The following is a 25,756-nucleotide window of genomic DNA, read 5'->3' on the forward strand; positions in this document are numbered from 1 at the left end:
CTCGCCGGCTGTCTGCACAAGGGGAAAGGCGCTGGACCCCCGCCCGCGCTGCACTCGGCGAACGTGAGCCGCGTCACGCGCGGAGGTCACACAGGGTCAGCCGACCCGCAGGAGCAGGACGGACCGTGCCGGAACCGTGGTCTCCGTGCCTGCCGCCAGGACCGTACCCGGCGTCCCGTCCTGGTCCTCGCGCGAGGTGTCCACGACGACCTCGTACCGCTCCGCCCACGGCGGCCCGGGCAGCACGAAGCTCACCGGGCGGTCCCCGGCGTGCAGCACGGCGAGGAAGCTGTCGTCGAGGACGGGCGCGCCGCGCTCGTCCCGCCCGGGGATGTCCCGGCCGGACAGGTACAGGCCCAAGGTGGCGGCCGGGGCGTACCAGTCCCGCTCCGTCATCTCCGTGCCGCGCGGGGTGAACCAGGCCAGGTCCCGCAGCCCGTCCGCCGAGTGCGCGCGGCCGGAGAAGAACGCGCGGCGGCGCAGCACGGGGTGCCGGTGGCGCAGCGCGATCAGCCGGGCGGTGAGCTCGAACAGCCCGCGCCAGCCGGGGTCGTCGAGCAGGCTCCAGTCCACCCAGCTGATCTCGTTGTCCTGGCAGTAGGCGTTGTTGTTGCCGCGCTGGGTGCGGCCCAGTTCGTCGCCCGCGACCAGCATCGGCACGCCCGTAGACAGCAGCAGCGTGGTCAGCAGGTTCCGCAGTTGCCGGCGCCGCAGCGCCCGGACCCGCCCGTCCTCGGTCTCGCCCTCCGCCCCGCAGTTCCAGGAGCGGTTGTCGTCCGTGCCGTCCCGGTTGCCCTCGCCGTTGGCCTCGTTGTGCTTGTGCGTGTACGACACCAGGTCGCGCAGGGTGAAACCGTCGTGCGCGGTGACGAAGTTGACCGAGGCGTACGGGCGCCGGCCGCCCCAGGCGTACAGGTCGCTGGAGCCCGAGAGCCGGTATCCGAGGTCCCGGACGTCCGGCAGCGCCCCGCGCCAGAAGTCCCGTACGGCGTTGCGGTAGCGGTCGTTCCACTCCGTCCACAGCGGGGGGAACGCGCCCACCTGGTAGCCGCCCGAGCCCACGTCCCAGGGCTCCGCGATCAGCTTCACCCGGCGCAGCACCGGGTCCTGGGCGATGACCGCGAGGAACGGCGAGAGCATGTCGACGTCGTGCATGGAGCGCGCCAGCGCGGCCGCCAGGTCGAAGCGGAAGCCGTCCACGCCCATCTCGGTCACCCAGTAGCGCAGTGAGTCGGTGATCAGGCGCAGCACGTGCGGCTGCACCACGTGCAGGGTGTTGCCGCAGCCGGTGTAGTCCGCGTACCGGCGGGCGTCCTGCTGGAGGCGGTAGTAGCCGTGGTTGTCGATGCCCTTCAGGGACAGCGCCGGGCCGTACTCGTTCGCCTCCGCGGTGTGGTTGTAGACCACGTCGAGGACGACCTCGATGCCGGCCGCGTGCAGCGCGCGCACCATCCGCTTGAACTCGCCCACCTGCTCGCCGGTGGTGCCGGAGGCGGCGTAGGCGGCGTGCGGGGCGAAGTAGCCGATCGAGTTGTAGCCCCAGTAGTTGCGCAGGCCCCGGCGCAGCAGGTGGTCCTCGTGCGCGAACTGGTGCACCGGCAGCAGCTCCACCGCCGTCACGCCCAGCCTCACCAGGTGCTCGATCGCCGCCGGGTGGGCCAGGCCCGCGTAGGTGCCGCGCAGTTCCTCGGGGATGCCGGGGTGCAGCCGGGTGAAGCCGCGCACGTGCAGCTCGTAGATCACCGAGTCCGCCCAGGGCGTCTTGGGGCGGCGGTCGTCCGACCAGTCGTCGTCGTCGTGCACCACCACGCCCTTGGGCACGAAGGGCGCCGAGTCCCGCTCGTCGCGCACCGTGTCCGCGACGGACTGGTCGGGCCAGTCCCGCACATGCCCGTAGACCTCCGGCGGCAGGGCGAACTCGCCGTCCACCGCGCGCGCGTACGGGTCGAGCAGCAGCTTCGCCGGGTTCCAGCGGGCGCCGGTCCACGGGTCCCAGCGGCCGTGCACCCGGTAGCCGTACCGCTGCCCGGGCATGACGCCCGGGACGAAGCCGTGCCAGATCTCGTGGGTCAGTTCGGTCAGGCGGGCGCGCGTCTCCCTGCCCCTCTCGTCGAACAGGCACAGTTCGACCGACTCCGCCCCGCCCGCCCACAGCGCGAAGTTGGTGCCGGCCACGCCGTCCGGGCCCACCCGGAAGCGGGCGCCCAGCGGTGTCGGCGCCCCCGGCCACACGGGCGCGCCGGGCGGCGGCGCTGCACGGCGCTCGCCGTTCACGACGGCGGCCGGGCGCCCCTCCCCGGCGGGGCGCCCGCCCGCCACCGCCTCCTGCTCGGCTGCGCTCGACACCTGTCGGCCCCTTTTTCTCGGCTCGTCGGCCCCGGGCAGCCCGGCCGGTGCCGGGTGGGCGGTCCGGCCCGCACCCCGATGGCGGGGCACGGGCGGGTCCGCTCCCGGCACCGGCGCGCCCCCGCGGCTCTGTCCTGGGGCTCGGCTCCCCGGCGTCGTCTCCCCACTGTTCTGCCCAGAGCTTGGGTCGCACTCACGTTTCCCGGAAGCGGGCCCGCTCGTTGGGCAGTCCGTGAGGCACGTACAAGGGCGCGCACGGCGCGCGGGGGCCGCGCTGGCCGCCGTACTGACATGGGCAGGACTGCTGGCCGGGGCCGCCGGCTGCACCTCGGGCGGCACCGACGGGTTCGGCGGCCTCCTCGCCGGACCCCCGTCCGCCGAGGACGTCATCCGGGTCTCTCCGGACGACGGCGGCAAGGGGGTCCGCGCCGACGGCAAGCTCCGGGTGCGGGCCGCGGACGGGCGCCTGGAGTCCGTGCGGGTCGTCCGGGCCCAGGACGCGCAGGACACCCCGGTGCCCGGGCGCCTGACCTCCGGCGGCCGGGAGTGGCGGCCCGACGACGACCGGCTCGCCCTCGCCGCCAAGTACACGGTCGACGCGGTCGCCGTCGACAGCCGGGGCCGCCGCTCAGCCCGGCACACCAGCTTCACCACGTACGTCCCCGAGGAGCGTTTCATCGGGTACGTCACCCCGGAGAACCGCGCCACCGTCGGCACCGGGATGATCGTCTCGCTGGCGTTCAGCCGGAAGATCGCCGACCGGGCCGCCGTGGAGCGCGCGGTCCACGTCACCGCGGACCCGCCGGTCGAGATCCGGGCCCACTGGTTCGGCGGGGAGCGCCTCGACCTCCGGCCGCGGACCTACTGGAGTCCCGGCACCCAGGTCACCGTCGACCTGCGTCTGCGGGACGTGGAGGGGGCGCCCGGGGTCTACGGACTGCAGGACAAGTCCTTCTCCTTCACCATCGGCCGCAGCCAGGTCTCCCTGGTCGACGCGGCCGCGCACACCATGGAGGTGCGGCGCGAAGGCACCCTGCTGGCCACCGTCCCCGTCACCGCCGGAGCCCCCAAGTCCACGACGTACAACGGCAAGATGGTCGTGATGGAGATGCACGAGGTCACCCGCATGAACAGCCGCACGGTCGGCTTCGGCGGCGAGTACGACATCCCCGACGTCCCGCACGCCATGCGGCTCACCGACTCGGGCACCTTCCTGCACGGCAACTACTGGTCCCAGGACGTCTTCGGCCGGGTCAACGTCAGCCACGGCTGCGTCGGGCTGCAGGACGTCAAGGGCGGCGGCGCCGAGACCCCGGCGGGCTGGTTCTTCGACCGCAGCCTCGTCGGGGACGTCGTCGAGGTGGTCCACAGCGACGACGGATACGTCGCTCCCGACAACGGCCTCGGCGGGTGGAACATGGACTGGACGCAGTGGACGGCGGGCAGCGCGCTCAACTAGCCGCGGAGCGGCGGAGGTCGGGGCTTCGGCAGACTGTTGAAGTTGGGACTGAACGGTGACAATTCCCGGTCGCCGACGGCCCTGACCTTGCGGTTAATATGCGCGAACGCGCGTTGTGGCGCTGGGGCGCGGGCCTGACCAGGCCCAGGGAGGGGAGAGACGACTTTGAACGTGCGACCGATATCGGGGGCGTCGGTTGACGCGCGGGGGAAGAACCGCGGACGCAGGGGGCTGGCGCTCCTCGCGGGCGCGCTGCTGCTCGCGGTCACCGGCTGCGGCGGAGGGGCGGGGTCGGGCACGGGCGCCGGCGGAGGCAAGGGGGAGGGCGCCGGTGCGGCGCAGGGCAAGCAGTCGCAGGCGGTGGTCACCATCGCGCCCAAGGACGGCGCCAAGTCCGTCCGGACCAGCGACGCCCTCAAGGTCAGCGCGCGCGAGGGCCGGCTGACCGAGGTCGTGGTGAAGGACGCCAAGGGCACCGCGATACCCGGGAAGATAACCGGCGGCGGCGCCACCTGGACGCCGTCCACCCACCTGGCCGCCTCCACCAAGTACCGGGTGCACGCGGTCGCCAAGGACTCCGCGGGCCGCGCGGCGGCCGAGGACTCCAGCTTCACCACCCTGACCCCGCAGAACACCTTCGTCGGGTACTTCACCCCCGAGGACGGCTCCACCGTCGGTGTCGGAATGCCGTTCTCCATCCGCTTCACCCGGGGCATCACCCACCCGGAGGACGTCGAGCGGGCCGTCCAGATCAAGACCGAGCCGGCCGTCGAGGTCCGAGGCCACTGGTTCGGCAACGACCGCCTCGACTTCCGTCCCGAGGAGTACTGGAAGTCCGGCACCAAGGTCACCGTCCGGCTGAACCTCGACGGCGTCGAGGGCCGCGCCGGCGTCTACGGCAAGCAGACCAAGACGGTCTCCTTCACCATCGGCCGCAACCAGGTGTCCGTCGTGGACGCCAAGAAGCAGACGATGAAGGTCACGCAGGACGGCAAGGTCGTCAAGACCCTGCCCGTCACCACCGGCAAGCCCGGCTACGAGACCTGGAACGGCCAGATGGTGATGAGCGAGAAGCTCACCGTCACCCGCATGAACGGCGAGACGGTCGGCTACGGCGGCGAGTACGACATCAAGGACGTCCCGCACGCCATCCGGCTCACCACCTCGGGCACCTTCATCCACGGCAACTACTGGGGTGGCGGCGCCTTCGGCAACTACAACGCCAGCCACGGCTGCGTCGGCCTGCGCGACGTGCGCGGCGGCTACGACAGCAAGGTGCCGGCGGCCTGGTTCTTCAACCACTCGATGATCGGCGACGTGGTGGTGGTCAAGAACTCCCACGACCGCACGGTCTCCCCGGACAACGGCCTCAACGGCTGGAACATGTCCTGGAAGGAGTGGACGGCGTAGCCCACGGCGCGCTGACGGGCCCGGTGCGATCCACGGCACCGGGCCCGTCCCCGTTGACCCCCGTGCTGTGTCTGCCTGGGGGGCGGCCCCCGGACCCCCGGCCGGGTGTGATCGACCGCACGAGCCCCCGCGCCGTTGATCCCCGTTAACCTGCCTGCATGACCGCAACTCTCGAAGTGGCCGAGGGCGTCGGCACGCTGCGCCTGGACCGCCCGCCCATGAACGCGCTCGACATCGCCACGCAGGACCGGATCAGGGAACTCGCCGAGGAGGCCGCCCGCCGCGAGGACGTGCGCGCCGTGGTGATCTACGGCGGCGAGAAGGTGTTCGCGGCGGGCGCGGACATCAAGGAGATGCAGGTGATGGACCACGCGGCGATGGTCCTGCGCGCCCGCGCCCTGCAGGACTCCTTCACCGCCGTGGCCCGCATCCCCAAGCCGGTGGTCGCCGCGGTCACCGGGTACGCGCTGGGCGGCGGCTGCGAACTCGCGCTCTGCGCCGACATCCGCATCGCCGGGGAGAACGCCAAGCTGGGCCAGCCCGAGATCCTGCTCGGCCTGATCCCGGGCGCCGGCGGCACCCAGCGGCTGGCCCGGCTGATCGGCCCCTCCAAGGCCAAGGACCTGATCTTCACCGGCCGTCAGGTGAAGGCCGACGAGGCCCTCGCCCTGGGCCTGGTGGACCGGGTGGTGCCCGCCGCCGACGTGTACGCCGAGGCGCACGCCTGGGCCGCGAAGCTCGCCCAGGGCCCGGCGATCGCCCTGCGCGCCGCCAAGGAGTCGGTCGACACCGGGCTGGAGACGGACATCGAGACCGGACTCGCCGTGGAGCGCAACTGGTTCGCGGGGCTGTTCGCCACCGAGGACCGCGAGCGCGGGATGCGCAGCTTCGTGGAGGAGGGCCCGGGCAAAGCCAAGTTCCTCTGAATCCTTACGAATCTCTCGCCGGCCTCTTGCTGTTGACGCGGCGTCTGATCCGGTGTCCCTCGATGGGGCGGATTAGGGGAGCCTTAAGGCACCCTTAAGCCTGCCTAGTCGAGGGAGGCCGCCGGTAACCGCCCGCGGGCCCGTCGGCGCAGGTCAGCCGGGCCGTTCCGGACACCGAAGTGCCTTTGGCATATGCCGTACGCATTCGGTACGGCAGGGGCGCTCAGGGGGCGTATTCGCCCGGAACGGCCCCGGAGGGAGCCCCGTACGGCCATGATGGGGGGCATGGCGGGGCTGGAGGGCATCGAGCAGCCGCGGGGACAAGGGCGGGCGACCGCCGCGCGCTGGTCGCCTGCGGTCGAGGACGAACGGGCACTCAAAGCGCTGGAGTTGTTCGGCAACCCGACGGAAGCAGAGGTTCCGCTGCCGTCCCGCCCCGAGTCCGCCGCCACCGCACGCCGGCTCGCCCAGGTCGTCGTCCTGCGCCAGTGGGGGCTGACCCCCAAGATGACGGAGGACGCCGTCCTCCTGGTCTCCGAACTCGTCGGCAACGCCGTACGGCACACCGGGGCCCGGGTGTTCGGCTTACGGATGCGCCGCCGCCGCGGCTGGATCCGCGTGGAGGTCCGCGACCCCTCCCGCGGGCTCCCGTGCCTGATGCCGGTGCAGGAGATGGACGTCAGCGGCCGCGGACTCTTCCTCGTCGACAAACTGGCCGACCGCTGGGGCGTGGACCTCCTGCCGCGCGGCAAGACCACCTGGTTCGAGATGCGGGTGGCGGACCGCTGACCGACGCTCACCCCGGCGGCCATACGCGTGAATCGGCCGTTTTCTTACCCTTCACCCCTTAAATGGTGTGGGTGACCACCACCGACCGCCGAGGGGTGCTGCGCACGGGCGCCGGGCTCGTCGCCGGGGGCGCGCTCGCCGCCGGTTGCTCCGCCGCCGGTGCCGACGCGCCCCCGTCCAGCGCCACGCCCTCGCCCCGCGCCCCGCACGCGACCGCCACCCCGCTCGCCGCGCCCGCCCCCCGCGCCTTCCCCCGGCAGCCCGCACAGATCACCCACGGGCCCCGCGACCGGCCCCGCGTCGCCCTCACCTTCCACGGCCAGGGCGACCCGGCACTCGCCCGCGCCCTGCTCACCGAGGCCGAGCGGCACGGCGCCCGCGTCACCGTGCTCGCCGTCGGCACCTGGCTCGACGAGCACCCGGAACTGGCCCGCCGCATCCTCGACGGCGGCCACGACCTCGGCAACCACACCCAGCGCCACCTCGCCGTCAACACCATGTCCGAGGCGGACGCCCGGTCGGAGATCACCGCCTGCGCGGACCGGCTGCGGCGGCTCACCGGATCCATCGGCACCTGGTTCCGCCCCTCGCGCGCCCCGGCCGCCTCCCCGCTGGTGGCACGGCTGGCCCGCGGCGCCGGATACCCGCACGTGCTGTCGTACGACGTCGACTCGCTCGACTACACGGACCCCGGCGCCCCCGCGATCACCCGCAAGATCCTGGCCGAGGTCCGGCCCGGGTCCGTGGTGAGCCTGCACTTCGGCCACCCGGGCACGGTCACCGCCCTCCCCGGTCTCCTCACCGAACTCGACCGCCGCGGCCTCCACGCGGTCACCACCACGGAGCTGCTGAGCTGATGCGACCCACCCTCCTCACCCGGGCCCTGATCGCCGGCGCCGCCGGCCTCGCGCTGGCCGCGCTCTCCGCCTGCGACGGCTCCGCGCACCACGCCGACGAGGCCCTCGGCAGCAAGGCGGCCGCCGTGCCGCAGCCGAAACGGCAGGCCGTGGGCGCCCTGCCCGGCATGCCGCCCGTCCTCGACCCGTCCGACGTCTACGCCGCCGACCGCCCGAACAAGCTCTCCCCGGTGGTCAAGGACTTCCCGTCCCGGATCTACGTCCCCAACACCAACTCCAACACGGTCTCGGTCATCGACCCCGCCACGTACCGGGTGGTCGAGACGATCCGGGTCGGCCGCCAGCCCCAGCACGTGGTCCCCTCCTGGGACCTGAAGACGCTGTGGGTCAACAACGACCTGGGCAACAGCCTCACCCCCATCGACCCGAGGACCGGCGAGGCGGGCGAGCCGGTCGCCGTGCACGACCCCTACAACCTGTACTTCACCCCCGACGGCAAGTACGCGGTGGTCATGGCCTCCGCCGACCACCAGCTGGTCTTCCGCGACGCGCACACCATGAAGACGGTGAAGGCCCTCCCGGTCGGCTGCGCGGGCGTCAACCACGCCGACTTCTCCCTGGACGGCCGCTACTTCATCGTCTCCTGCGAGTTCAGCGGGGAACTGCTCAAGGTGGACACGGCGCGGATGGAGGTGGTCGGCCGGCAGAAGCTGCCGCTGCACGGCGCCATGCCGCAGGACGTGAAGATGTCCCCCGACGGCAAGCGTTTCTACGTCGCCGACATGGTGGCCGACGGGCTGTGGATCCTGGACGGCGCCACCTTCGGCAAGCCGGAGTTCCTCCACACCGGCAAGGGCGCCCACGGCCTCTACGTCAGCCGCGACTCCCGCGAGATGTACATCTCCAACCGCGGTGAGGGCACCGTCTCGATCTTCGACTTCACCCGGAACGAGCTCACCAAGAAGTGGCGCCTTCCCCACGGCGGCAGCCCCGACATGGGCGGCGTCTCCGCCGACGGCAAGGTCCTGTGGCTGTCGGGGCGCTACAACTCCGAGGTGTACGCCATCGACACCCGCACCGGCGCCCAGCTCGCCCGCATCAAGGTCGGCAGAGGCCCGCACGGCCTCGCCGTCTATCCCCAGCCGGGCCGCTACTCCCTGGGGCACACGGGCATCTTCCGCTGACCCGCCCTCCGCGGAGGAGCGCCCGGGGGCGGTCGCCGCACCGAGGTCGCGCGAGGGCCGTTAATCTGACCTGCGTCAGTACGACAGCAAGACAGATCAGACGCGACACAAAGGGGCGGATCGGTGGCGGACATCGAGGAAGCACGCAAGGAGTTCCAGCGGATCGATGCGGACGGTGACGGGTTCATCACCGCCGCCGAGTTCAAGTCCGCCCTGGCCCAGGGGGGCGACTGGAACGTCACCGACACGGTGGCGGAGGTCCTCATCAAGACCCGCGACCTGAACGGGGACAAGGTCCTGTCCTTCGACGAGTTCTGGGCCTACGTGAGCAAGTGAGTCCGAGGCGGAGGGGCGCCGGGCGGTGAGCCGCCGGGCGCCCCTCCGCCGTCTCACCCGTTCGCCGGGGTCAGGAATAGCGCGCGTCCGACGTGGGTTGGAGGTCGGCTGCAAGGCTGTGCTTCGGACACCGACCCCGGAAGGGCTGGGCGAATCCAGACATGAAGATCGGCATCATCGGCGCGGGCAACATCGGCGGCAACCTCACCCGGCGGCTCACCGCCCTCGGCCACGACGTCTCCGTCGCGAACTCCCGTGGCCCGCACACCCTCACGGCACTGGCCGAGGAGACCGGCGCGACCCCCGTCCGCGTCGAGGAGGCGGCGCGCGGCGCCGAGGTCGTCGTGGTCACCGTTCCGCTGAAGGCGGTCCCGGACCTCCCCGCCGGCCTGCTCGACGGGGCGGCGGAGGGCGCGGCGGTCATCGACACCGGCAACTACTACCCGCAGCAGCGGGACGGCCGTATCGCGGAGATCGAGGACGACGGACTCACCGAGAGCCGCTGGACCGAGCGCCGGATCGGGCACCCCGTGATCAAGGCGTTCAACGGCACCTACGCCCAGGACATCGTGGAGCGGCCCCGTCCCGCCGGCGACCCGGAGCGGATGGCGCTCCCGGTGGCGGGCGACGACGCGGAGGCCAAGGCGAAGGTCCGGGCGCTGATCGACGAGCTCGGCTTCGACACCGTGGACTCCGGCGGCATCGACGACTCCTGGCGCCAGCAGCCCGGGACCCCGGTCTACGGCCTCAGGGCGGGCGTCGATGCCGTCGTCGGGGCACTCGCAGAGGCGTCCCCGGAACGCCCGGCGGACTTCCGGGCGTAGGGCGGCGGGTCCGGGGCGGGGGGACGGACCCCGGGTCGCGGGGCCGGTCTCCGGGCCGTACCACCCCGCCGGCCGGTCCGACGGGCTCACGTCCCCTGGGGGGTCGCCCACTTCCGCAGGTCGGCGTGGGTGGTGAAGCGGGCCACGTTGGTGTCGTGGGGCTCGTCGGTGTACTGGTGGAAGCGCCAGGCGGCCTCGATGCGCGGTTTGCCCGCGGTGACGTAGTCCGCGATCCACAGACCGTCGCCCGCGTACGAGGTCCGGTCGCGGTTGAGCCAGAAGTCCCGGCTGCAGTACAGGACGACCCGGTGGTGCGGCCGCAGTTGCTTCACCTTGCGGACGAAGGCGTCCTTCTCGGCGTTGGAGGCGTGGGTGCCGTCGCCGGTGGTCTCCCAGTCGACGGCGAGGATGTCGCCCGCCCTCTCGGGGGCCTTGGCGACGAAGTGCTCCGCCTGGGCGGTGAGGTTGCCCGGCCAGAGGAAGTGGTAGAAGCCGACGGTCAGACCGGCGTCCCTGCCGTGCTTCGTCTGGGCGGCGAGTTTCGGGTTGACGTACGAACGCCCCTCCGTCGCCTTGATGAAGACGAAGGAGAGGCCGTCCGTGCCGTAGCTGGAGGACTGGTACGCACTGACGTCGATGCCGCGCAGCATGGGAACTCCCTGAAGGCGCTGTGGGGGAGGAGTCGTTGACTGGGTTGTGCCCCCCACAGGTACGGACGATCCCTGCCGGTGGTTCGAACGTCAGTCTCGTGGCAGCGTCAGTCCCGCGGCACCGTCGACCCCAGCACCGCGGCCGACTTGGCCGACCAGTCCGAGGTGATCACGCTGGCGTGATGCGCGGCCAGCAGGGACAGGCGCGCGGCCACCTCGGCGTCCGTGGGGTTCGTCGAGGAGATCGCGGGGGACACCCCGGCGGCGTCCGTGGTGATCAGGATGTAGTGGTTCCGGGAGTAGAACGACGTGTCGTAGCCCTTGTCGACGTAGCTCGCCGCGTCGCCGTCGAAGAAGACGAACCAGGGGCGGATCGAGGCGTCGTAGCGGCCGGTGCGCGGGTCGCCGGCCTCGGCGCCCAGCACGGCCGGGAAGGCCTGTGCCGCCGTCAGGTCCCCGCCCGCGTACAGGTCGCGCAGGTGGTCCCCGTACTCCTCGTCCGTCCAGTAGTGGTCGAAGGGGTTGGCCTGCTCCACCGTGCCGGGTATCAGCTCGAAGAGCACCTTGCCCCGCAGGTCGTCCCGGGCCGGCCACGCGTCGGCCTTCGCGGCCGCGTCCGCCGAGGTGTACGTGCCGCCCAGCAGGTCGGCCGGCCTGTAGACCATGCCGCCGAGCTTCTGCCGCACCAGCGTGTCGAACTCGTCGGGCCCGAGCCCCACGTTGTTGTTGAAGCCGTTCTTCATCTCCACCTTGAAGACGATCGGCCGGTGGTCGGGGTGCAGCCGGTGCCAGGCGGCGATGTTGTCCAGGCAGCCGCCGAGGTCCTGGTTGCGGCTCTTGCCGTAGAGCTCGGCCGGGGTCTTGGCGGCCTCGCAGTTGTTGTCGTCGCCGAAGGGGTTGCTGTGGCTGACCCGCCAGCGCCTGCTCAGGCTGTCGGTGTAGACGTCGATCTCCAGCAGCGAGGCACCGGAGTCCAGCGCCTGCGCGAAGTACGTGTACTTGGCCTTGTCGTACGCGTTGTGCGTACCGATCGCCGTCGTCTCCGAGAACTTCGGCGACGCCGCTTGCGCGGCCTGCGCCGGCACCGCCGCCACTAAGCCCGCGACCCCCAACGCCGCCGTCATCCGTCTCACCGCACGCATAAGTCAACTCCCCTACACCGACGCCAAGTTGGCGGCAGCGTAGAGCCAACCGGTTACCGCGCGGTAGCCCCTGGGGGAACGACTGCCTCAGATCATGAAGACGCGGACGCCGGTGCCGCACAGCGTGCGGAGGCCCTCGGGATCCGAGGTCAGCAGGGTCACCGGGGCGGGCGCGGCGAGTGCGGTGGCGGCCACGAGGGCGTCGAGGGCGTACCTGTGGCCGTGCAGTCCCGCTGCTGCGAGAAGCCTGCTCGCGTGGCGGGCGATGCCTTCGGTGGGCGGAACGATGTTCACCCGGGAGACGGCGTAGTCGAAGCGGGCCTGGTGGGTTCTGGGGTCGCGGGCCTCGACGAGGGTCACCGAACTGATGACGACGCGGATGTCCTCCGCTTCGGCCGCGGCCAGCCACTCGATGAGCTCGGGAGTGCGTCGTGCGAGGCTGGACAGGCCCTCGCAGTCCAGGATGAGCGTGCCGCTCACGCGGCGTCCGTCGAGCCTGCCGCGTCACCGCGCAGAAGGGCTCGCTTGGCTTCGACGGTGGCCTGGTCGACGGGGCCGTGTTCGGCTTCGCCGTCTTCGATGAGTTCGCGCAGCCGGTCGCGCTCCAGTTGGCGCTGGATGAGTGCTTCCACGTAGGCCGACATGCCCCGTTTGCCGGTGCGTTCCTTGAGAGCCGCGATCGTGCCCTCGTGAAGGGAGACGGAGACCGGCCGCACGAGGCCTTCGCCGGGAGCCGGAGAGGCAGCCATGCGGCAATCTTAACAAAAGTCTTGTTATTTGGGTGGGATGTGGCAGTGAGGACCCCTGACAGCGCCGAAAGACACGAACGCGCGGCTCAAGACCCGATCAGCACTCGATGATGTTCACCGCCAGCCCGCCGCGCGCCGTCTCCTTGTACTTGACGGACATGTCGGCGCCGGTGTCCTTCATGGTCTTGATGACCTTGTCGAGGGAGACCTTGTGGGAGCCGTCGCCGCGCATCGCCATGCGGGCGGCGGTGACGGCCTTGACCGCGGCCATGCCGTTGCGCTCGATGCACGGGATCTGGACCAGGCCGCCGACCGGGTCGCAGGTGAGGCCGAGGTTGTGCTCCATGCCGATCTCGGCGGCGTTCTCGACCTGTTCGGGGGTGCCGCCCATGACCTCGGCCAGCGCGCCCGCCGCCATCGAGCAGGCCGAGCCGACCTCGCCCTGGCAGCCGACCTCGGCGCCGGAGATGGAGGCGTTCTCCTTGAACAGCATCCCGATCGCGCCGGCGGCGAGCAGGAAGCGGACCACGCCCTCCTCGTCCGCGCCGGGGACGAAGTTGATGTAGTAGTGCAGGACCGCGGGGATGATGCCCGCCGCGCCGTTGGTGGGGGCGGTCACGACCCGGCCGCCGGCCGCGTTCTCCTCGTTCACCGCCATCGCGTAGAGCGTGATCCACTCCATCGAGCGGGCCAGCGCGTCGCCCTCGGCGCGCAGCTGGCGCGCGGTGACGGCCGCGCGGCGGCGCACCCGCAGTCCGCCGGGCAGGATGCCCTCGCGGGACATGCCACGCCCCACGCACTCCCGCATCACCCGCCAGATCTCCAGCAGGCCCGCGCGTATCTCCTCCTCGGTGCGCCAGGCCCGCTCGTTCTCCAGCATCAGCGAGGAGATCGACAGGCCCGTCTCCTTGGTCAGGCGCAGCAGCTCGTCGCCCGTGCGGAAGGGGTACTTCAGGACCGTGTCGTCGAGCTTGATGCGGTCGGCGCCCACCGCGTCCTCGTCCACGACGAAGCCGCCGCCGACCGAGTAGTACGTCTTGGCGAGCAGCTCGTCCCCCGAGGCGTCGTGGGCCCACAGGGTCATGCCGTTGGCGTGGTACGGGAGGGCCTTGCGCCGGTGCAGCACCATGTCCGCGTCGAAGTCGAACGCGATCTCGTGCTCGCCGAGCAGCCGGATGCGGCCCGAGGTCCTGATCGCCTCCACGCGCTCGTCGGCCGTCTCCACGTCCACCGTGCGCGGGGAGTCGCCCTCCAGGCCGAGCAGCACCGCCTTCGGCGTGCCGTGACCGTGGCCGGTGGCGCCGAGGGAGCCGTACAGCTCCGCCCGGACCGACGCGGCCCTCTCCAGCAGGCCCTCGTTGCGCAGCCGGCGCGCGAACATGCGCGCCGCGCGCAGCGGGCCGACCGTGTGGGAGCTGGACGGGCCGATGCCGATCGAGAACAGGTCGAAGACCGAGATGGCCACGGGGACTCCTCAATACGGGGGTGGTGCGGTGGTGCGGGGCGGGCGCTGGGTGCGAGTGCGAGTGCGGGTTCGTGTTCGGGGCGTAGGGGTGGGGCCGTGGGTGGGCGGGCGCCGTGCTCACCTCTCAGTGTGCGCGGTGCCCGCCCGAACCGCGGGACCGGCTACTTCCCGAGCCCCGGGTACAGCGGGTGCCTGTCGGCCAGGGCCTTGACCCGGGCCCTGAGCGCCTCGGCGTCGTAGGACGGCTTCAGCGCCTCGGCGATCACGTCCGCGACCTCGGCGAAGTCCTCGGCCGTGAAGCCGCGGGTCGCCAGGGCGGGCGTGCCGATCCGCAGCCCCGAGGTGACCATCGGCGGACGCGGGTCGTTCGGGATCGCGTTGCGGTTGACCGTGATGCCGACCTCGTGCAACCGGTCCTCGGCCTGCTGTCCGTCCAGCTCCGAGTTCCGCAGGTCGACCAGGACCAGGTGGACGTCCGTGCCGCCGGACAGCACGTCGACGCCGACCGCGCGGACGTCGTCCCGCACCAGGCGCTCGGCCAGGATGCGGGCGCCGTCCAGGGTACGGCGCTGCCGCTCCTTGAAGTCCTCGCTAGCCGCGACCTTGAAGGCCACCGCCTTGGCGGCGATCACGTGCTCCAGCGGTCCGCCCTGCTGACCGGGGAAGACCGCGGAGTTGATCTTCTTGGCCAGCTCGGCCGTGGACAGGATCACACCGCCGCGCGGGCCGCCGAGCGTCTTGTGGGTGGTGGTGGTGACGACATGGGCGTGCGGGACCGGGTTGGGGTGCAGGCCCGCGGCCACCAGGCCGGCGAAGTGCGCCATGTCGACCATGAGGTACGCGCCGACCTCGTCCGCGATCCTGCGGAAGGCGGCGAAGTCGAGCTGCCGCGGGTAGGCCGACCAGCCGGCCACGATCAGCTTCGGCCGGGCCTCCTTCGCCAGCCGCTCCACCTCGGCCATGTCGACCCGGCCGTCCTCGCCCACGTGGTAGGCGACGACGTCGTAGAGCTTGCCGGAGAAGTTGATCTTCATGCCGTGGGTCAGGTGCCCGCCGTGCGCGAGGTTCAGACCCATGATCGTGTCGCCCGGCTTGAGCAGCGCGAACATCGCGGCCGCGTTCGCCTGGGCGCCGGAGTGCGGCTGCACGTTGGCGTGCTCGGCGCCGAAGAGCTCCTTGATGCGGTCGATGGCGATCTGCTCGACCACGTCGACGTGCTCGCAGCCGCCGTAGTAGCGGCGGCCCGGGTAGCCCTCGGCGTACTTGTTGGTGAGGACCGAGCCCTGGGCCTCCATGACCGCGACCGGAGCGAAGTTCTCCGAGGCGATCATCTCCAGCGTGGACTGCTGGCGGAGCAGCTCGGCGTCGACCGCGGCGGCGACGTCGGGGTCGAGCTCGTGCAGGGGCGTGTTCAGGACAGTCATACGGCTACGACTCCTCAGCCGGCGGTGAACGCGGTGTACTCGTCGGCGGAGAGCAGCTCCTCCGGCTCGCCGGCGACGCGCACCTTGAACAGCCAGCCGCCCTCGAAGGGGGCCGAGTTCACGAGCGAGGGGTCGTCGACGACGTCCTGGTTGACCTCGGTGATCTCGCCGGTGACGGGCGAGTACAGGTCGGAGACCGACTTGGTCGACTCGAGCTCGCCGCAGGTCTCGCCCGCCGACACCGAGTCACCGACCTCGGGGAGCTGGACGAAGACGACATCGCCGAGCGCGTTGGCCGCGTGCTCCGTGATGCCGACCGCCGACACGCCGTCCTCGGCGGGCGACAGCCACTCGTGCTCCTTGCTGTAACGCAGCTGCTGGGGGTTGCTCATGAGCTGAATTCTCCTGTACGCGGGGGAGTGCTGGTGAAGAGGGAGGCTGCTGGAAGCGCCGGTGAGCGGGAGAGGGTGTGCCCGGCGCCACGGACGCGCGGACGGGAACCCGCGGGCGGGCCGGTGCGCGCGGACGGGCGCCGGAGGGCGCCGGCCGGGCCGTGTGCCCGCCCGGACCGCTCCCAGTCTCTACTTCCGGCGCTTGTAGAAGGGCAGCGCCACGACCTCGTACGGCTCGTGGCTGCCCCGGATGTCCACGCCGACGCCCGCCGTGCCCGGCGCGGCGTGCGCGGCGTCGACGTACGCCATGGCGATGGGCTTGCCCAGCGTGGGGGAGGGGGCGCCTGAGGTGACCTCGCCGATCACCTCGCCGCCGGCGACCACGGGGTAGCCCGCGCGCGGGACCCGGCGGCCCTCGGCGACCAGGCCGACGAGGACCCGGGGCGGCTCGGCGGCGGCACGCTCGGCGGCGGCCGCCAGCGCCTCGCGCCCGACGAAGTCGCCCTCCTTGTCGAACTTCACCACCCGGCCGAGCCCGGCGTCGAAGGGGGTGAGCGAGGTGGACAGCTCGTGCCCGTACAGCGGCATTCCCGCCTCCAGGCGCAACGTGTCCCGGCAGGACAGCCCGCACGGGACCAGCCCGGCTGGCGCGCCCGCGTCGGTCAGCGCCTGCCACAGCTTCTCGGCGTCGGCCGGGGCGGCGAACAGCTCGAAGCCGTCCTCGCCGGTGTAGCCGGTGCGCGCGATCAGCGCCGGGACGCCCGCGACCGTGCCGGGCAGGCCCGCGTAGTACTTCAGGCCGTCCAGGTCGGCGTCGGTCAGCGTCTTGAGGATGCCGGGGGACTCGGGGCCCTGGACGGCGATCAGCGCGTAGGCGTCCCGGTCGTCGCGGACCTCGGCGTCGAAGCCGGCCGCCCGCTCGGTCAGCGCGTCGAGCACGACCTGGGCGTTGGAGGCGTTGGCGACGACCATGTACTCGGTCTCGGCCAGGCGGTAGACGATCAGATCGTCCAGGATGCCGCCGTCGGCCCGGCAGATCATGGTGTAGCGGGCGCGGCCCACGCCGACGGAGGCGATGTTGCCGACCAGGGCGAAGTTCAGCAGCTCGGCGGCCTGCGGGCCGGTGACCGTGATCTCACCCATGTGGGACAGGTCGAACAGGCCCGCCCTGGTGCGCACGGCGAGGTGCTCGTCCCGCTCGGAGCCGTAGCGCAGCGGCATGTCCCAGCCGGCGAAGTCGGTCATCGTCGCGCCGAGCGAGCGATGCAGCGCATCGAGCGCGGTACGGCGCTTCTCGGAAGGTTCGGTACTGCTCATCGGTCGGTCTCCCAGGGAGATGGGGGTCCCCCCGCGCGAGCAGAGCCGGGCATGGGGGAGGGCGAGGAACGTTCCTCCCCATCTGTCATCGGAACCTGAGAGGTTCGCAGTGACCCGCCGGTGGACGGACGGTCACGGCTTGCACCTTGGGTGGAGCCACTGCGGCAGCGGCCCGCTTTTCAGATGTGCCTCGCCCACGCGGTAATGGTGCCTGAGAGATTCAAGGGAGGGACTTGCTCCTTCGGCGCCCCAGCGACCTGCTGGGAACTCTCCCGCGCGGATTCAAGCGGCCGGTATGCAGTTGGCGCGCACATCATTGCACGCCCGGCCCGATCGTGGCAGGCCACGTCTGTAACCGGTCTGTGGCGGTACGCGTACGAAAACGCGAGACACCCCGTATTACCGTCTCTTTACACTCGGCGGGGAGGGAGAACTGTGACTGACCCCAGGGGAGGACGATCACGGTGAAGAGGACGACGGCGCAGGCGACCACCCCGGCCCTCGCGCTGCCCGAGCGGGGCCTGGCCCTGTCCCGGCGGCCCGCGCCCGGCGAGCGGTGCGGCGGGCGCCCCGCGCCCGTGGTCCGCGATCTGCGCGACCGGGCCGGCCGGGGCCCCCGCGCCCTTCTCTTCGGCCCCGGCGACGTGGTCGTGATCACCGGTCTGCCCGGCAGCGGCAAGTCCACCCTGATGCGCCGCGCGGTGCGCGGGGCGCGCGTGGACTCGCAGGACACCCGCGACCGCTGGGACGCCCGGGCGCCCCGCCTCCTGCCGTACGCGCTCTACCGCCCGCTGGTCCGCCTCGCCCACTACGCCGGGCTGCGCCGCGCCCTGCGGGCCGGCGGCGGAGTGGTGGTGCACGACTGCGGGGCCCAGGCCTGGGTGCGCGGCTGGCTGGCCCGCGCCGCCCGGCGCGGCGGCGGCACGATGCACCTGGTCCTGCTCGACGTGACCCCGGACACCGCGCTGGCCGGCCAGCGCGAGCGCGGCCGCGGCGTCTCGCGGTACGCCTTCCTGCGCCACCGCACGGCCGCCGCCCGGCTGCTGCGCGCGGTGGAGCGGGGGGAGCTGCCGGAGGGCTGCGGCTCGGCGACCCTGCTCGACCGGGACGCGGCGGACGCGCTGCGCCGGATCGGCTTCGCGGGCTGACCGGCTCCGGACGCGCTGCGCCGGATCGGCTTCGCGGGCTGACCGGCTCCGGCCGGTGCGGGCCCGGCGAGACGCCCGTGCCCCGGTACCCGCTAGCCTTGCCGGTCAGAGCAGTGGTTCCCAGCAGGCGGTAGGCAGATGGACTTCCCGGCGGACTTCCCCGCGGATCTTCCCGCGGACTATCCGGCACAGGCGCACCCCCACCCGCACGGCGGATGGCCCGGCAACGAGCTGGAGGAGGTGCTGTCGGCCTCCCTCGGCGTCCCCTCGGCCGGCGCCCGGATCGTCGAGGTCCTGGGGCGCAGCTTCGTGTGGGTCCCGCTGCCCAACGGCGGCGGCCCGAACAGCGGCCCGCTCGACCTGCCGACGCTGGAGGTCGAGGGCCAGGCCTATGTCCCGGTGTTCAGCTCCGAGGAGCAGCTCCGCCAGGCCGCCGGCTCCCAGATGCCCTACACCGTCGCGCCCGCCGTGGAGTTCGCGCGCGGCCTGCCCCCGCAGGTCGGGCTGGCCCTCAACCCGGACGGCGTGGTCGGCATCCCGCTGCCCCCGCCGGTCGTGGCCGAACTGTGCCGGACGGGACTGACCCCGCTCGACGGCCCCGCGAGCGGCGGCCGGGTCCGCCTCTACGAACCCGACTGGCAGGACGACCCGGTCGACTTCCTCTCCGCCGCCTCCGCCGAGTTCGCCGAGACCGGCGTGGTGCTCACCGCCCGCCGCTGCCTCGCCGTCATCGAGACCGCCGACCCGGTCCTGTTCGTCGGCGTCGAGCTCTCCCAGTGGGAGGGCGACCTGCGCATCCGCCCCATGGACGCCCTCGGCCGCGCGCTCGGCCGGGCCCCCGCCCCGTGGCCGGTCAACCTGATCCTCCTGGACGCGGCCCAGGACCCGGTGGGCGAGTGGATGCGCGAGAAGGTGCGGCCGTTCTACCAGCACGGCAACTGAGGGCCTCCCGGACGGGCCTGGGGGATCGCGTGGTGGCCCGCGGGCGGCCCGCGGCCGGGCGAGGACGGCAGGCGTCCCGGGCCCCCGGGCGGGCTTAAGCTAGGCCCTGTCGTCAAACTCCCGTCTGCCGTGCGACGCCAGGACCTGGGGCCCGTCGCGAGGCAGGCGGGACTTTCACCACAGGCCCGAGGGGCACGGCCGGGTCGAGGGGTTGCACAGAGGGGCGGTCGGTTCAAGGTGAGCGCAAGCGGCACGGCCGCGGCCGGGCAGGTCGAGCAGATGCTGCGCCAGGTCACGCCCGGGCGTTACGACGCCTACGAGGCACTCCTGCGTGCCCTCGCCACCCCCTCCTCCGGCCAGGTCTGGATGCTGCTCTGGCACGGTCAGGCCGGCTCGCCCGACGCCCAGTACGGCCACATGGAGGCCGACGGCCACGGCTACGCCCCCTGCGTGACCTCCGCCCAGGAGCTGTCGGCCAGCGGCTGGAACCGGTCGTACGAGGTGGTGGACGGCCTGGACGTCGCCCGCACCCTCTACCCCGACCACTACGGCCTCTGGCTCAACCCGCACGCGCCCGGCGGCGGCGTCGGCATCCCCTGGCTCGACCTGCGGCGCATCGCCGCCGGCCTGGACCGCCAGCCGGCCGGCCCGCTGCGGCTGGCGGAACCGGCCATCGAGATCCCGCAGTTCTACGCCCTGCTCGCGCAGAACGCGCACCGCACGCCCGCGGTCCGCTCGCTGCGCCGCGCCTGGGTGCAGCCGGCGCTCGGCGCCCCCTACCTCGCCATCGGCCTGGACGTGTACGACACCTCGCCGCAGGCCGTGGACTCGGTGCGCGCGATGATGCAGCAGTCCATCGGCGCGGTCCCCGACGGCCTGCCGGTGTCGACCGTCGCGATGTCCGACGAGTACGACCCGGTCGCGATGTGGCTGCGCGCCCAGGCGCGCCCGTTCTACGACCGTGAGGCCCACGCGGCCCCCGCCCAGGCCCCGGCGGCCGGGTACGGCTACCCGCCGGTTCACGGCGGCTACTGACCGGCCGCGCACACTCGCACCGCATCGTCATCACCGTCCGTGCACATCTCCCCGCGTAGACCGCGGACGAATGATGCCAAAAGGCGCAGTTTTGCCGTTCTGTCCCAACTGTCCCGCGTCCGAGGGCCGTTCATCGCCGTTCGGATAACGGAATCCCCAGGACAGCATCACGGTTGCGCATACATTCCCGGTCAGCTCTGGCGAGTGATCGTGAGCCCGTTGAAGACTCGCCTCTCAGACGCGAGGCCATCGATCCTGTGATCGAACCAATCCACAGATCCGCTGGACAGTTGGGCCGCAACCATCGGCGGCCGCCGCGCAGCAGGTAAGCGAACCAAGCCGTCCACAGCGGCGGGCAAAGGCCGGTCACCACCGGCGCGAGAGGGGTCAGGTCACTGTGACCGCACCGATCGAGACCACGGGGGCGGAGGCCGAAGCGCAGCCTGAGGCCGTGCTCGCCGGGGCCAAGAAGAGCCAGATCGAAGGGCGTTCACTCACCCAGATCGCCTGGACGCGGTTCAAGCGGGACAAGGTGGCCGTGGCGGGTGGCGTCGTGGTCATCCTGCTCGTCCTCATGGCGGTGCTCGCCAAGCCGATCGAGTGGGTCTTCGGGCTCGACCCCGACAAGTTCAACCAGGACCTCATCGACCCCGCCCTGCTGGCCCCCAAGGGTGCCTGGGGCGGCATGAGCATGGCCCACCCGCTGGGCATCGAGCCCCAGTACGGCCGCGACATGCTCGCCCGCATCATCGACGGCTCCTGGGTCTCCCTCCTGGTCGCCGGCGGCGCCACCCTCCTCTCGGTGATGATCGGCGTGGTGCTCGGTGTCGTCGCCGGGTACTACGGCGGCTGGGTGGACAGCCTCATCAGCAAGCTGATGGACACCTTCCTGGCCTTCCCGCTGCTGCTGTTCGCCATCGCCATCTCGGCTTCCGTGCAGGACGGCTTCTTCGGCCTCGACGGACTCTCGCTGCGCATCTGCGTGCTGATCTTCGTGATCGGCTTCTTCAGCTGGCCCTACATCGGCCGCATCGTGCGCGCCCAGACGATGAGCCTGCGCAAGCGGGAGTTCGTCGAGGCCGCGCAGAGCCTCGGGGCCCGGGGCCCGTACATCCTGTTCCGAGAGCTGCTCCCCAACCTCGTCGCGCCGATCCTCGTCTACTCGACGCTGATCATCCCGACGAACATTCTCTTCGAGGCCGCGCTGAGCTTCCTCGGAGTGGGTATCGCTCCGCCGCAGGCCTCCTGGGGCGGAATGCTCAGCAACGCCGTGGATCTCTACACAGCTGATCCGCAGTTCATGTTCGTGCCCGGTCTGGCGATCTTCATCACCGTCCTGGCATTCAACCTGCTGGGTGACGGGCTGCGTGATGCCCTCGACCCTCGCAGCAAGTGATCCATCGATAGAGGGGGTCTTCCTCACGTGAAGACGAGAAGGGTAACCGCGGCCGTGGCGTCCGTCATGGTGCTCTCCCTGGGTGCCGCCGCGTGCGGCCCCGGCGGGGGCGGCAGCGACAAGGGCTCCGGTGGCAGCGGTAAGAAGGATGCGGCGCTGGACTCCATCGTCAACGCGTCGAGCAAGAAGGGGGGGACGGTCAACCTCGAGGACTCGGACGTGCCGGACTCCCTGGACCCGGGCAACACGTACTACGGCTTCGTGCAGAACTTCTCGCGTCTGTACGCCCGTACGCTCGTCACGTTCAAGCCGGCCGCGGGCAAGGACGGCCTCACGGTCGTCCCTGACCTCGCGACCTCCCTCGGCAAGGCCAGTGCCGACGCGAAGACCTGGACCTACCACCTGCGTTCGGGCCTGAAGTTCGAGGACGGGACCCCGATCACGTCCAAGGACGTCAAGTACGCGATCGAGCGCTCCAACTTCGCGCCCGAGGCCCTGTCCAACGGCCCGACGTACTTCAAGGCGTACCTCGAGGGCGGCGACAAGTACAAGGGCCCCTACAAGGACAAGTCGGCCGAGGGCCTGAAGTCCATCGAGACGCCGGACGACACCACGATCGTCTTCCACCTGGCGAAGCCCTTCGCGGACTTCGACTACCTGGCGACCTTCTCCCAGACGGCCCCCGTGCCGCAGGCGAAGGACGACGGCGCGAAGTACGTCCAGCACATGGTCTCCTCCGGCCCCTACAAGTTCGCCTCGTACGAGGAGGGCGCCAGCGCCAGCCTCGTCCGCAACCCGAACTGGGACCCGAAGACGGACCCGATCCGCAAGGCTCTGCCGGACAAGATCAACGTCAAGTTCAAGGTCAACCCGGTCTCGATCGACAACAACCTGCTTGCCGACAAGACCACGGCCGACATCACCGGTGCCGGTGTCCAGGCGCAGACCCAGCCGCGCGTCCTGAGCGGCAAGTACGCCAAGCAGACGGACAACTCGTACGCGGGTGCCACCGGCTACATGGCGCTGAACCTGCACGTGAAGCCGTTCGACAACGTCCACTGCCGCAAGGCCGTCCAGTGGGCCGTCGACAAGCAGTCGGTCATCGACGCCGCGGGCGGCTCGCCCAAGGGCGACGTGGCCACCACGCTGCTGCCGCCGTCGGTCAACGGCTACACCAAGTTCGACAGCTACGCGACCCAGGGCAGCAAGGGTGACGTGGCCAAGGCCAAGGACGAGCTGAAGCAGTGCGGCAAGCCCAACGGCTTCGCCACCACGCTGACGGCCCGCTCCGACCGCCCCGTCGAGGTGGCGATGGCCACGGCCATCCAGAACTCGCTGAAGGCCGCCGGCATCAAGGTCGACATCAAGCAGTTCCCCTCCGGCAAGTACTTCGCCAACTTCGCCGGTGTCCCGAGCTACGTCCACCAGCACAAGCTCGGCATGATGATGATGGCGTGGGGCGCCGACTGGCCGACCGGCTACGGCTTCCTGGACCAGATCATCGACGGTTCGGCCATCAAGCCCTCGGGCGGCAACAACCTGATGGAGCTGAACGACCCGAAGATCAACAAGGCTCTGTCCGACGCCATCGCCAACACCGACGCCGCGGCCCGCACCAAGGCCTGGGGCGACATCGACAAGATGGTCATGGACAACGGCTCGGTCGTCCCGCTGATCTACCGCAAGAACCTGCTGATCAGGCCTACGTCCGCGACCAACGTCACGGTCACGCAGGCGTACCTCGGCATGTACGACTACACGCTGCTGGGCTCCTCCAAGTAACCAGCAGGCCGGATTCCTGAAAGGCAGGTGAAGGCACCGGGTGGCCGGGACGGACACACTCCGTCCCGGCCACCCGGAGCCGCACAGCTGTGGCTGCGTACATCATCCGACGCGTCTTCGGCGCCGTGGTACTGCTGCTGGTGGTCAGCGCAGTCACCTTCGCAATCTTCTTCCTGGTCCCCCGCCTGGGCGGCCAGACAGCCACTCAGCTGGCCACCCAGTACGTCGGCAAGGACGCCAACCCCGAGTCCATCGCCGCGATCAAGAAGAACCTGGGTTTCGACCAGCCCATCTACGTCCAGTACTGGGACTACATCAAGGGCCTGTTCGTCGGCGCCGACTACAAGTTCGGCCCTGATGCCTCCCACTGCGACGCTCCGTGCTTCGGCTACTCCTTCAAGAGTCACGTCGAGGTGTGGCCGCAGCTCCTGAAGCGCATCCCGGTCTCCTTCTCGCTGGCCGTCGGCGCGGCGGTGATCTGGCTGATCTTCGGTGTGACCACCGGTGTCGTCTCGGCGCTGCGCAAGGGCAAGCCCATCGACCGCATCTCGATGTTCATCGCGCTCGCCGGCGTCTCCCTCCCGATCTTCTTCACCGGTCAGGTCATCAACGCGCTGTTCGTCTACCAGTGGCCCATCTGGGACAGCACGGACTACGTGCCGTTCACCGAGAACCCGGCCGACTGGGCCTGGCACATGCTGCTGCCCTGGATCAGCCTCGCCTTCCTCTTCTCCGCCACGTACGCCCGGCTCACCCGCGCGGGCATGCTGGAGACGATGAGCGAGGACTACATCAGGACCGCCAGGGCCAAGGGCCTGCGGGAGAGCACGGTCGTGACGAAGCACGGTCTGCGGTCCACGCTGACCCCGATCGTCACCATCTTCGGCATGGACTTCGGCACCCTCGTCGGCACCGCGGTGCTCACCGAGACCGTCTTCTCCCTGCAGGGCATCGGTGCGTACTCGATCCAGGCCATCAAGGACAACGACCTGCCCATCGTGATGGCGGTGACCCTGGTCGCCGCGTTCTTCATCGTCTTCTGCAATCTCCTCGTCGACCTGGTGTACGCAGCCATCGACCCCCGCGTGAGGTACTCGTGAGCAAGCTCGACAAGGCGGCGCTGGGCGAACCGGCCCCCGTCGCCCCCTCCGATGCCGACGACGCGTTCCTCTCCGTTCGCGATCTGCGCATCCACTTCGACACCGACGACGGTCTGGTCAAGTCCGTGGACGGCGTCAGCTTCGACGTGCGCCGGGGCAGGACCCTGGGCATCGTGGGCGAGTCCGGTTCGGGCAAGTCCGTCACCTCGCTGGGCCTGATGGGCCTGCACCGCTCGGCCAACGCCAAGGTCTCCGGCGAGGTCTGGCTGGACGGGCAGGAGCTGATCGGCGCCGACCCCGACGCGGTGCGCCGGCTGCGGGGCCGGAAGATGGCGATGATCTTCCAGGACCCGCTGTCCGCGATGCACCCGTACTACACCGTCGGGACGCAGATCGTGGAGGCCTACCGGGTCCACCACAAGGTCACCAAGAAGGCCGCTCGGCAGCGTGCGATCGAGATGCTGGACCGCGTGGGCATCCCGGAGCCGGGCAAGCGGGTGGACAGCTACCCGCACGAGTTCTCCGGCGGTATGCGCCAGCGCGCGATGATCGCGATGGCGCTGGTGAACAACCCCGAACTGCTGATCGCCGACGAGCCGACCACCGCGCTGGACGTCACCGTGCAGGCGCAGATCCTCGACCTGATCCGGGATCTGCAGAAGGAGTTCGGCTCCGCGGTCATCATGATCACGCACGACCTCGGTGTGGTCGCCGAGATCGCCGACGACCTGCTGGTCATGTACGGCGGCCGCTGCGTGGAGCGCGGATCGGCCGACGAGGTGTTCTCCGCGCCGCGTCATCCCTACACCTGGGGCCTGCTGGGCTCGATGCCCCGGCTCGACCGTGATCAGACCGACCGGCTCATCCCGATCACGGGCTCCCCGCCCTCCCTGATCAACGTCCCGTCCGGCTGCGCCTTCAACCCGCGCTGCCCGTACGCCGACGTCCCGAAGGACAACGTCACCCGCACGGTCCGCCCCGAGCTGACCGAGGTCGGCCGCGGGCACTGGGCGGCCTGCCACATGACGCAGGAGCAGCGGGAGCGTATCTGGACCGAAGAGATTGCGCCGAAGCTGTGAGCGA

The 25,756-nt window shown here is 71.2% G+C and carries 24 protein-coding genes and 1 riboswitch; of the genes, 15 read left to right on the top strand and 9 right to left on the bottom strand.

The annotated features are described in order from the left end of the window. Window positions 1-96: 96 nt before the first annotated feature. Window positions 97-2,346: a glycogen debranching protein GlgX gene (gene glgX / locus ACIQ9G_RS30505; RefSeq protein WP_403615964.1), complete on the bottom strand. Its 2,250-nt coding sequence runs from the start codon at window positions 2,344-2,346 to the stop codon at window positions 97-99. A gap of 232 nt (window positions 2,347-2,578) precedes the next feature. Between glgX and ACIQ9G_RS30510 the strand changes: the two genes are divergently transcribed. The 8 genes from ACIQ9G_RS30510 to ACIQ9G_RS30545 all read left to right on the top strand — a co-directional run bounded on the left by ACIQ9G_RS30510 (window position 2,579) and on the right by ACIQ9G_RS30545 (window position 10,131). Then, the gene (locus ACIQ9G_RS30510) at window positions 2,579-3,805 is read left to right on the top strand and encodes an Ig-like domain-containing protein (protein ID WP_403615967.1); all 1,227 of its coding nucleotides are present in this window, start codon (window positions 2,579-2,581) and stop codon (window positions 3,803-3,805) included. 165 nt (window positions 3,806-3,970) lie between these two features. Continuing rightward, a complete protein-coding gene (locus ACIQ9G_RS30515; protein ID WP_403615969.1) occupies window positions 3,971-5,215 on the top strand; it encodes an Ig-like domain-containing protein in 1,245 nt (414 codons plus the stop codon). Window positions 5,216-5,373: 158 nt separating this feature from the next. Next, complete coding sequence (locus tag ACIQ9G_RS30520) at window positions 5,374-6,141, top strand: enoyl-CoA hydratase/isomerase family protein (protein ID WP_403615971.1); 768 nt, start codon at window positions 5,374-5,376, stop codon at window positions 6,139-6,141. 285 nt (window positions 6,142-6,426) lie between these two features. Next, on the top strand, window positions 6,427-6,930 hold the full coding sequence (locus ACIQ9G_RS30525) for an ATP-binding protein (RefSeq protein ID WP_403615974.1): 504 nt from the start codon (window positions 6,427-6,429) through the stop codon (window positions 6,928-6,930). 71 nt (window positions 6,931-7,001) lie between these two features. After that, complete coding sequence (locus tag ACIQ9G_RS30530; RefSeq protein ID WP_403615977.1) at window positions 7,002-7,787, top strand: polysaccharide deacetylase family protein; 786 nt, start codon at window positions 7,002-7,004, stop codon at window positions 7,785-7,787. Beyond that, window positions 7,787-8,971 (top strand): YncE family protein, encoded by a 1,185-nt coding sequence (locus ACIQ9G_RS30535; RefSeq protein WP_403615980.1) that lies wholly within the window; start codon window positions 7,787-7,789, stop codon window positions 8,969-8,971. The genes ACIQ9G_RS30530 and ACIQ9G_RS30535 overlap by 1 nt, the downstream gene beginning before the upstream one ends. Window positions 8,972-9,094: 123 nt before the next feature. Further along, window positions 9,095-9,307, top strand: a complete 213-nt coding sequence (locus ACIQ9G_RS30540) for an EF-hand domain-containing protein (protein WP_403615983.1) — start codon at window positions 9,095-9,097, stop codon at window positions 9,305-9,307. A 161-nt stretch (window positions 9,308-9,468) separates the two neighbouring features. Beyond that, window positions 9,469-10,131, top strand: a complete 663-nt coding sequence (locus ACIQ9G_RS30545; protein ID WP_403615985.1) for an NADPH-dependent F420 reductase — start codon at window positions 9,469-9,471, stop codon at window positions 10,129-10,131. 86 nt (window positions 10,132-10,217) lie between these two features. Here the strand turns inward: ACIQ9G_RS30545 and ACIQ9G_RS30550 are convergent, their stop codons facing one another. The 8 genes from ACIQ9G_RS30550 to gcvT form a co-directional block, all read right to left on the bottom strand. Then, window positions 10,218-10,781, bottom strand: a complete 564-nt coding sequence (locus tag ACIQ9G_RS30550) for a glycoside hydrolase family 25 protein (RefSeq protein WP_403615988.1) — start codon at window positions 10,779-10,781, stop codon at window positions 10,218-10,220. A gap of 107 nt (window positions 10,782-10,888) precedes the next feature. After that, window positions 10,889-11,905, bottom strand: coding sequence for a phosphatidylinositol-specific phospholipase C domain-containing protein (locus ACIQ9G_RS30555; RefSeq protein ID WP_403615992.1), 1,017 nt, complete (start codon window positions 11,903-11,905; stop codon window positions 10,889-10,891). A 105-nt stretch (window positions 11,906-12,010) separates the two neighbouring features. Next, a complete protein-coding gene (locus ACIQ9G_RS30560; protein ID WP_403615995.1) occupies window positions 12,011-12,403 on the bottom strand; it encodes a type II toxin-antitoxin system VapC family toxin in 393 nt (130 codons plus the stop codon). Next, on the bottom strand, window positions 12,400-12,672 hold the full coding sequence (locus tag ACIQ9G_RS30565) for a hypothetical protein (protein WP_403615998.1): 273 nt from the start codon (window positions 12,670-12,672) through the stop codon (window positions 12,400-12,402). Before ACIQ9G_RS30565 ends, ACIQ9G_RS30560 begins: the two co-directional genes overlap by 4 nt. A gap of 97 nt (window positions 12,673-12,769) precedes the next feature. Further along, window positions 12,770-14,137: an L-serine ammonia-lyase gene (locus tag ACIQ9G_RS30570; RefSeq protein ID WP_403616001.1), complete on the bottom strand. Its 1,368-nt coding sequence runs from the start codon at window positions 14,135-14,137 to the stop codon at window positions 12,770-12,772. A 161-nt stretch (window positions 14,138-14,298) separates the two neighbouring features. Next, window positions 14,299-15,561: a serine hydroxymethyltransferase gene (gene glyA / locus ACIQ9G_RS30575; RefSeq protein WP_403616004.1), complete on the bottom strand. Its 1,263-nt coding sequence runs from the start codon at window positions 15,559-15,561 to the stop codon at window positions 14,299-14,301. A 14-nt stretch (window positions 15,562-15,575) separates the two neighbouring features. Then, complete coding sequence (gene gcvH / locus ACIQ9G_RS30580; RefSeq protein ID WP_403616007.1) at window positions 15,576-15,953, bottom strand: glycine cleavage system protein GcvH; 378 nt, start codon at window positions 15,951-15,953, stop codon at window positions 15,576-15,578. A gap of 189 nt (window positions 15,954-16,142) precedes the next feature. Further along, window positions 16,143-17,270, bottom strand: a complete 1,128-nt coding sequence (gene gcvT, locus ACIQ9G_RS30585) for a glycine cleavage system aminomethyltransferase GcvT (protein ID WP_403616009.1) — start codon at window positions 17,268-17,270, stop codon at window positions 16,143-16,145. A gap of 189 nt (window positions 17,271-17,459) precedes the next feature. Next, a riboswitch (glycine riboswitch) is annotated at window positions 17,460-17,555 on the bottom strand. A gap of 173 nt (window positions 17,556-17,728) precedes the next feature. Between gcvT and ACIQ9G_RS30590 the strand changes: the two genes are divergently transcribed. The 7 genes from ACIQ9G_RS30590 to ACIQ9G_RS30620 all read left to right on the top strand — a co-directional run bounded on the left by ACIQ9G_RS30590 (window position 17,729) and on the right by ACIQ9G_RS30620 (window position 25,752). After that, on the top strand, window positions 17,729-18,418 hold the full coding sequence (locus tag ACIQ9G_RS30590; RefSeq protein ID WP_403616451.1) for an AAA family ATPase: 690 nt from the start codon (window positions 17,729-17,731) through the stop codon (window positions 18,416-18,418). 138 nt (window positions 18,419-18,556) lie between these two features. After that, the gene (locus ACIQ9G_RS30595) at window positions 18,557-19,360 is read left to right on the top strand and encodes an enhanced serine sensitivity protein SseB (protein ID WP_403616012.1); all 804 of its coding nucleotides are present in this window, start codon (window positions 18,557-18,559) and stop codon (window positions 19,358-19,360) included. Window positions 19,361-19,597: 237 nt separating this feature from the next. Then, on the top strand, window positions 19,598-20,395 hold the full coding sequence (locus ACIQ9G_RS30600; RefSeq protein ID WP_403616015.1) for an enhanced serine sensitivity protein SseB C-terminal domain-containing protein: 798 nt from the start codon (window positions 19,598-19,600) through the stop codon (window positions 20,393-20,395). Window positions 20,396-20,792: 397 nt separating this feature from the next. Then, complete coding sequence (locus ACIQ9G_RS30605) at window positions 20,793-21,791, top strand: ABC transporter permease (protein ID WP_403616018.1); 999 nt, start codon at window positions 20,793-20,795, stop codon at window positions 21,789-21,791. Between the two features lie 66 nt (window positions 21,792-21,857). Then, on the top strand, window positions 21,858-23,573 hold the full coding sequence (locus tag ACIQ9G_RS30610) for an ABC transporter substrate-binding protein (RefSeq protein WP_403616454.1): 1,716 nt from the start codon (window positions 21,858-21,860) through the stop codon (window positions 23,571-23,573). A gap of 89 nt (window positions 23,574-23,662) precedes the next feature. Continuing rightward, window positions 23,663-24,673, top strand: coding sequence for an ABC transporter permease (locus tag ACIQ9G_RS30615; protein ID WP_403616021.1), 1,011 nt, complete (start codon window positions 23,663-23,665; stop codon window positions 24,671-24,673). Continuing rightward, a complete protein-coding gene (locus ACIQ9G_RS30620; protein WP_403616022.1) occupies window positions 24,670-25,752 on the top strand; it encodes an ABC transporter ATP-binding protein in 1,083 nt (360 codons plus the stop codon). The genes ACIQ9G_RS30615 and ACIQ9G_RS30620 overlap by 4 nt, the downstream gene beginning before the upstream one ends. Window positions 25,753-25,756: the final 4 nt, after the last annotated feature.

The sequence above is a fragment of the Streptomyces sp. NPDC096152 genome, assembly GCF_044763235.1.
GTDB lineage: Bacteria > Actinomycetota > Actinomycetes > Streptomycetales > Streptomycetaceae > Streptomyces.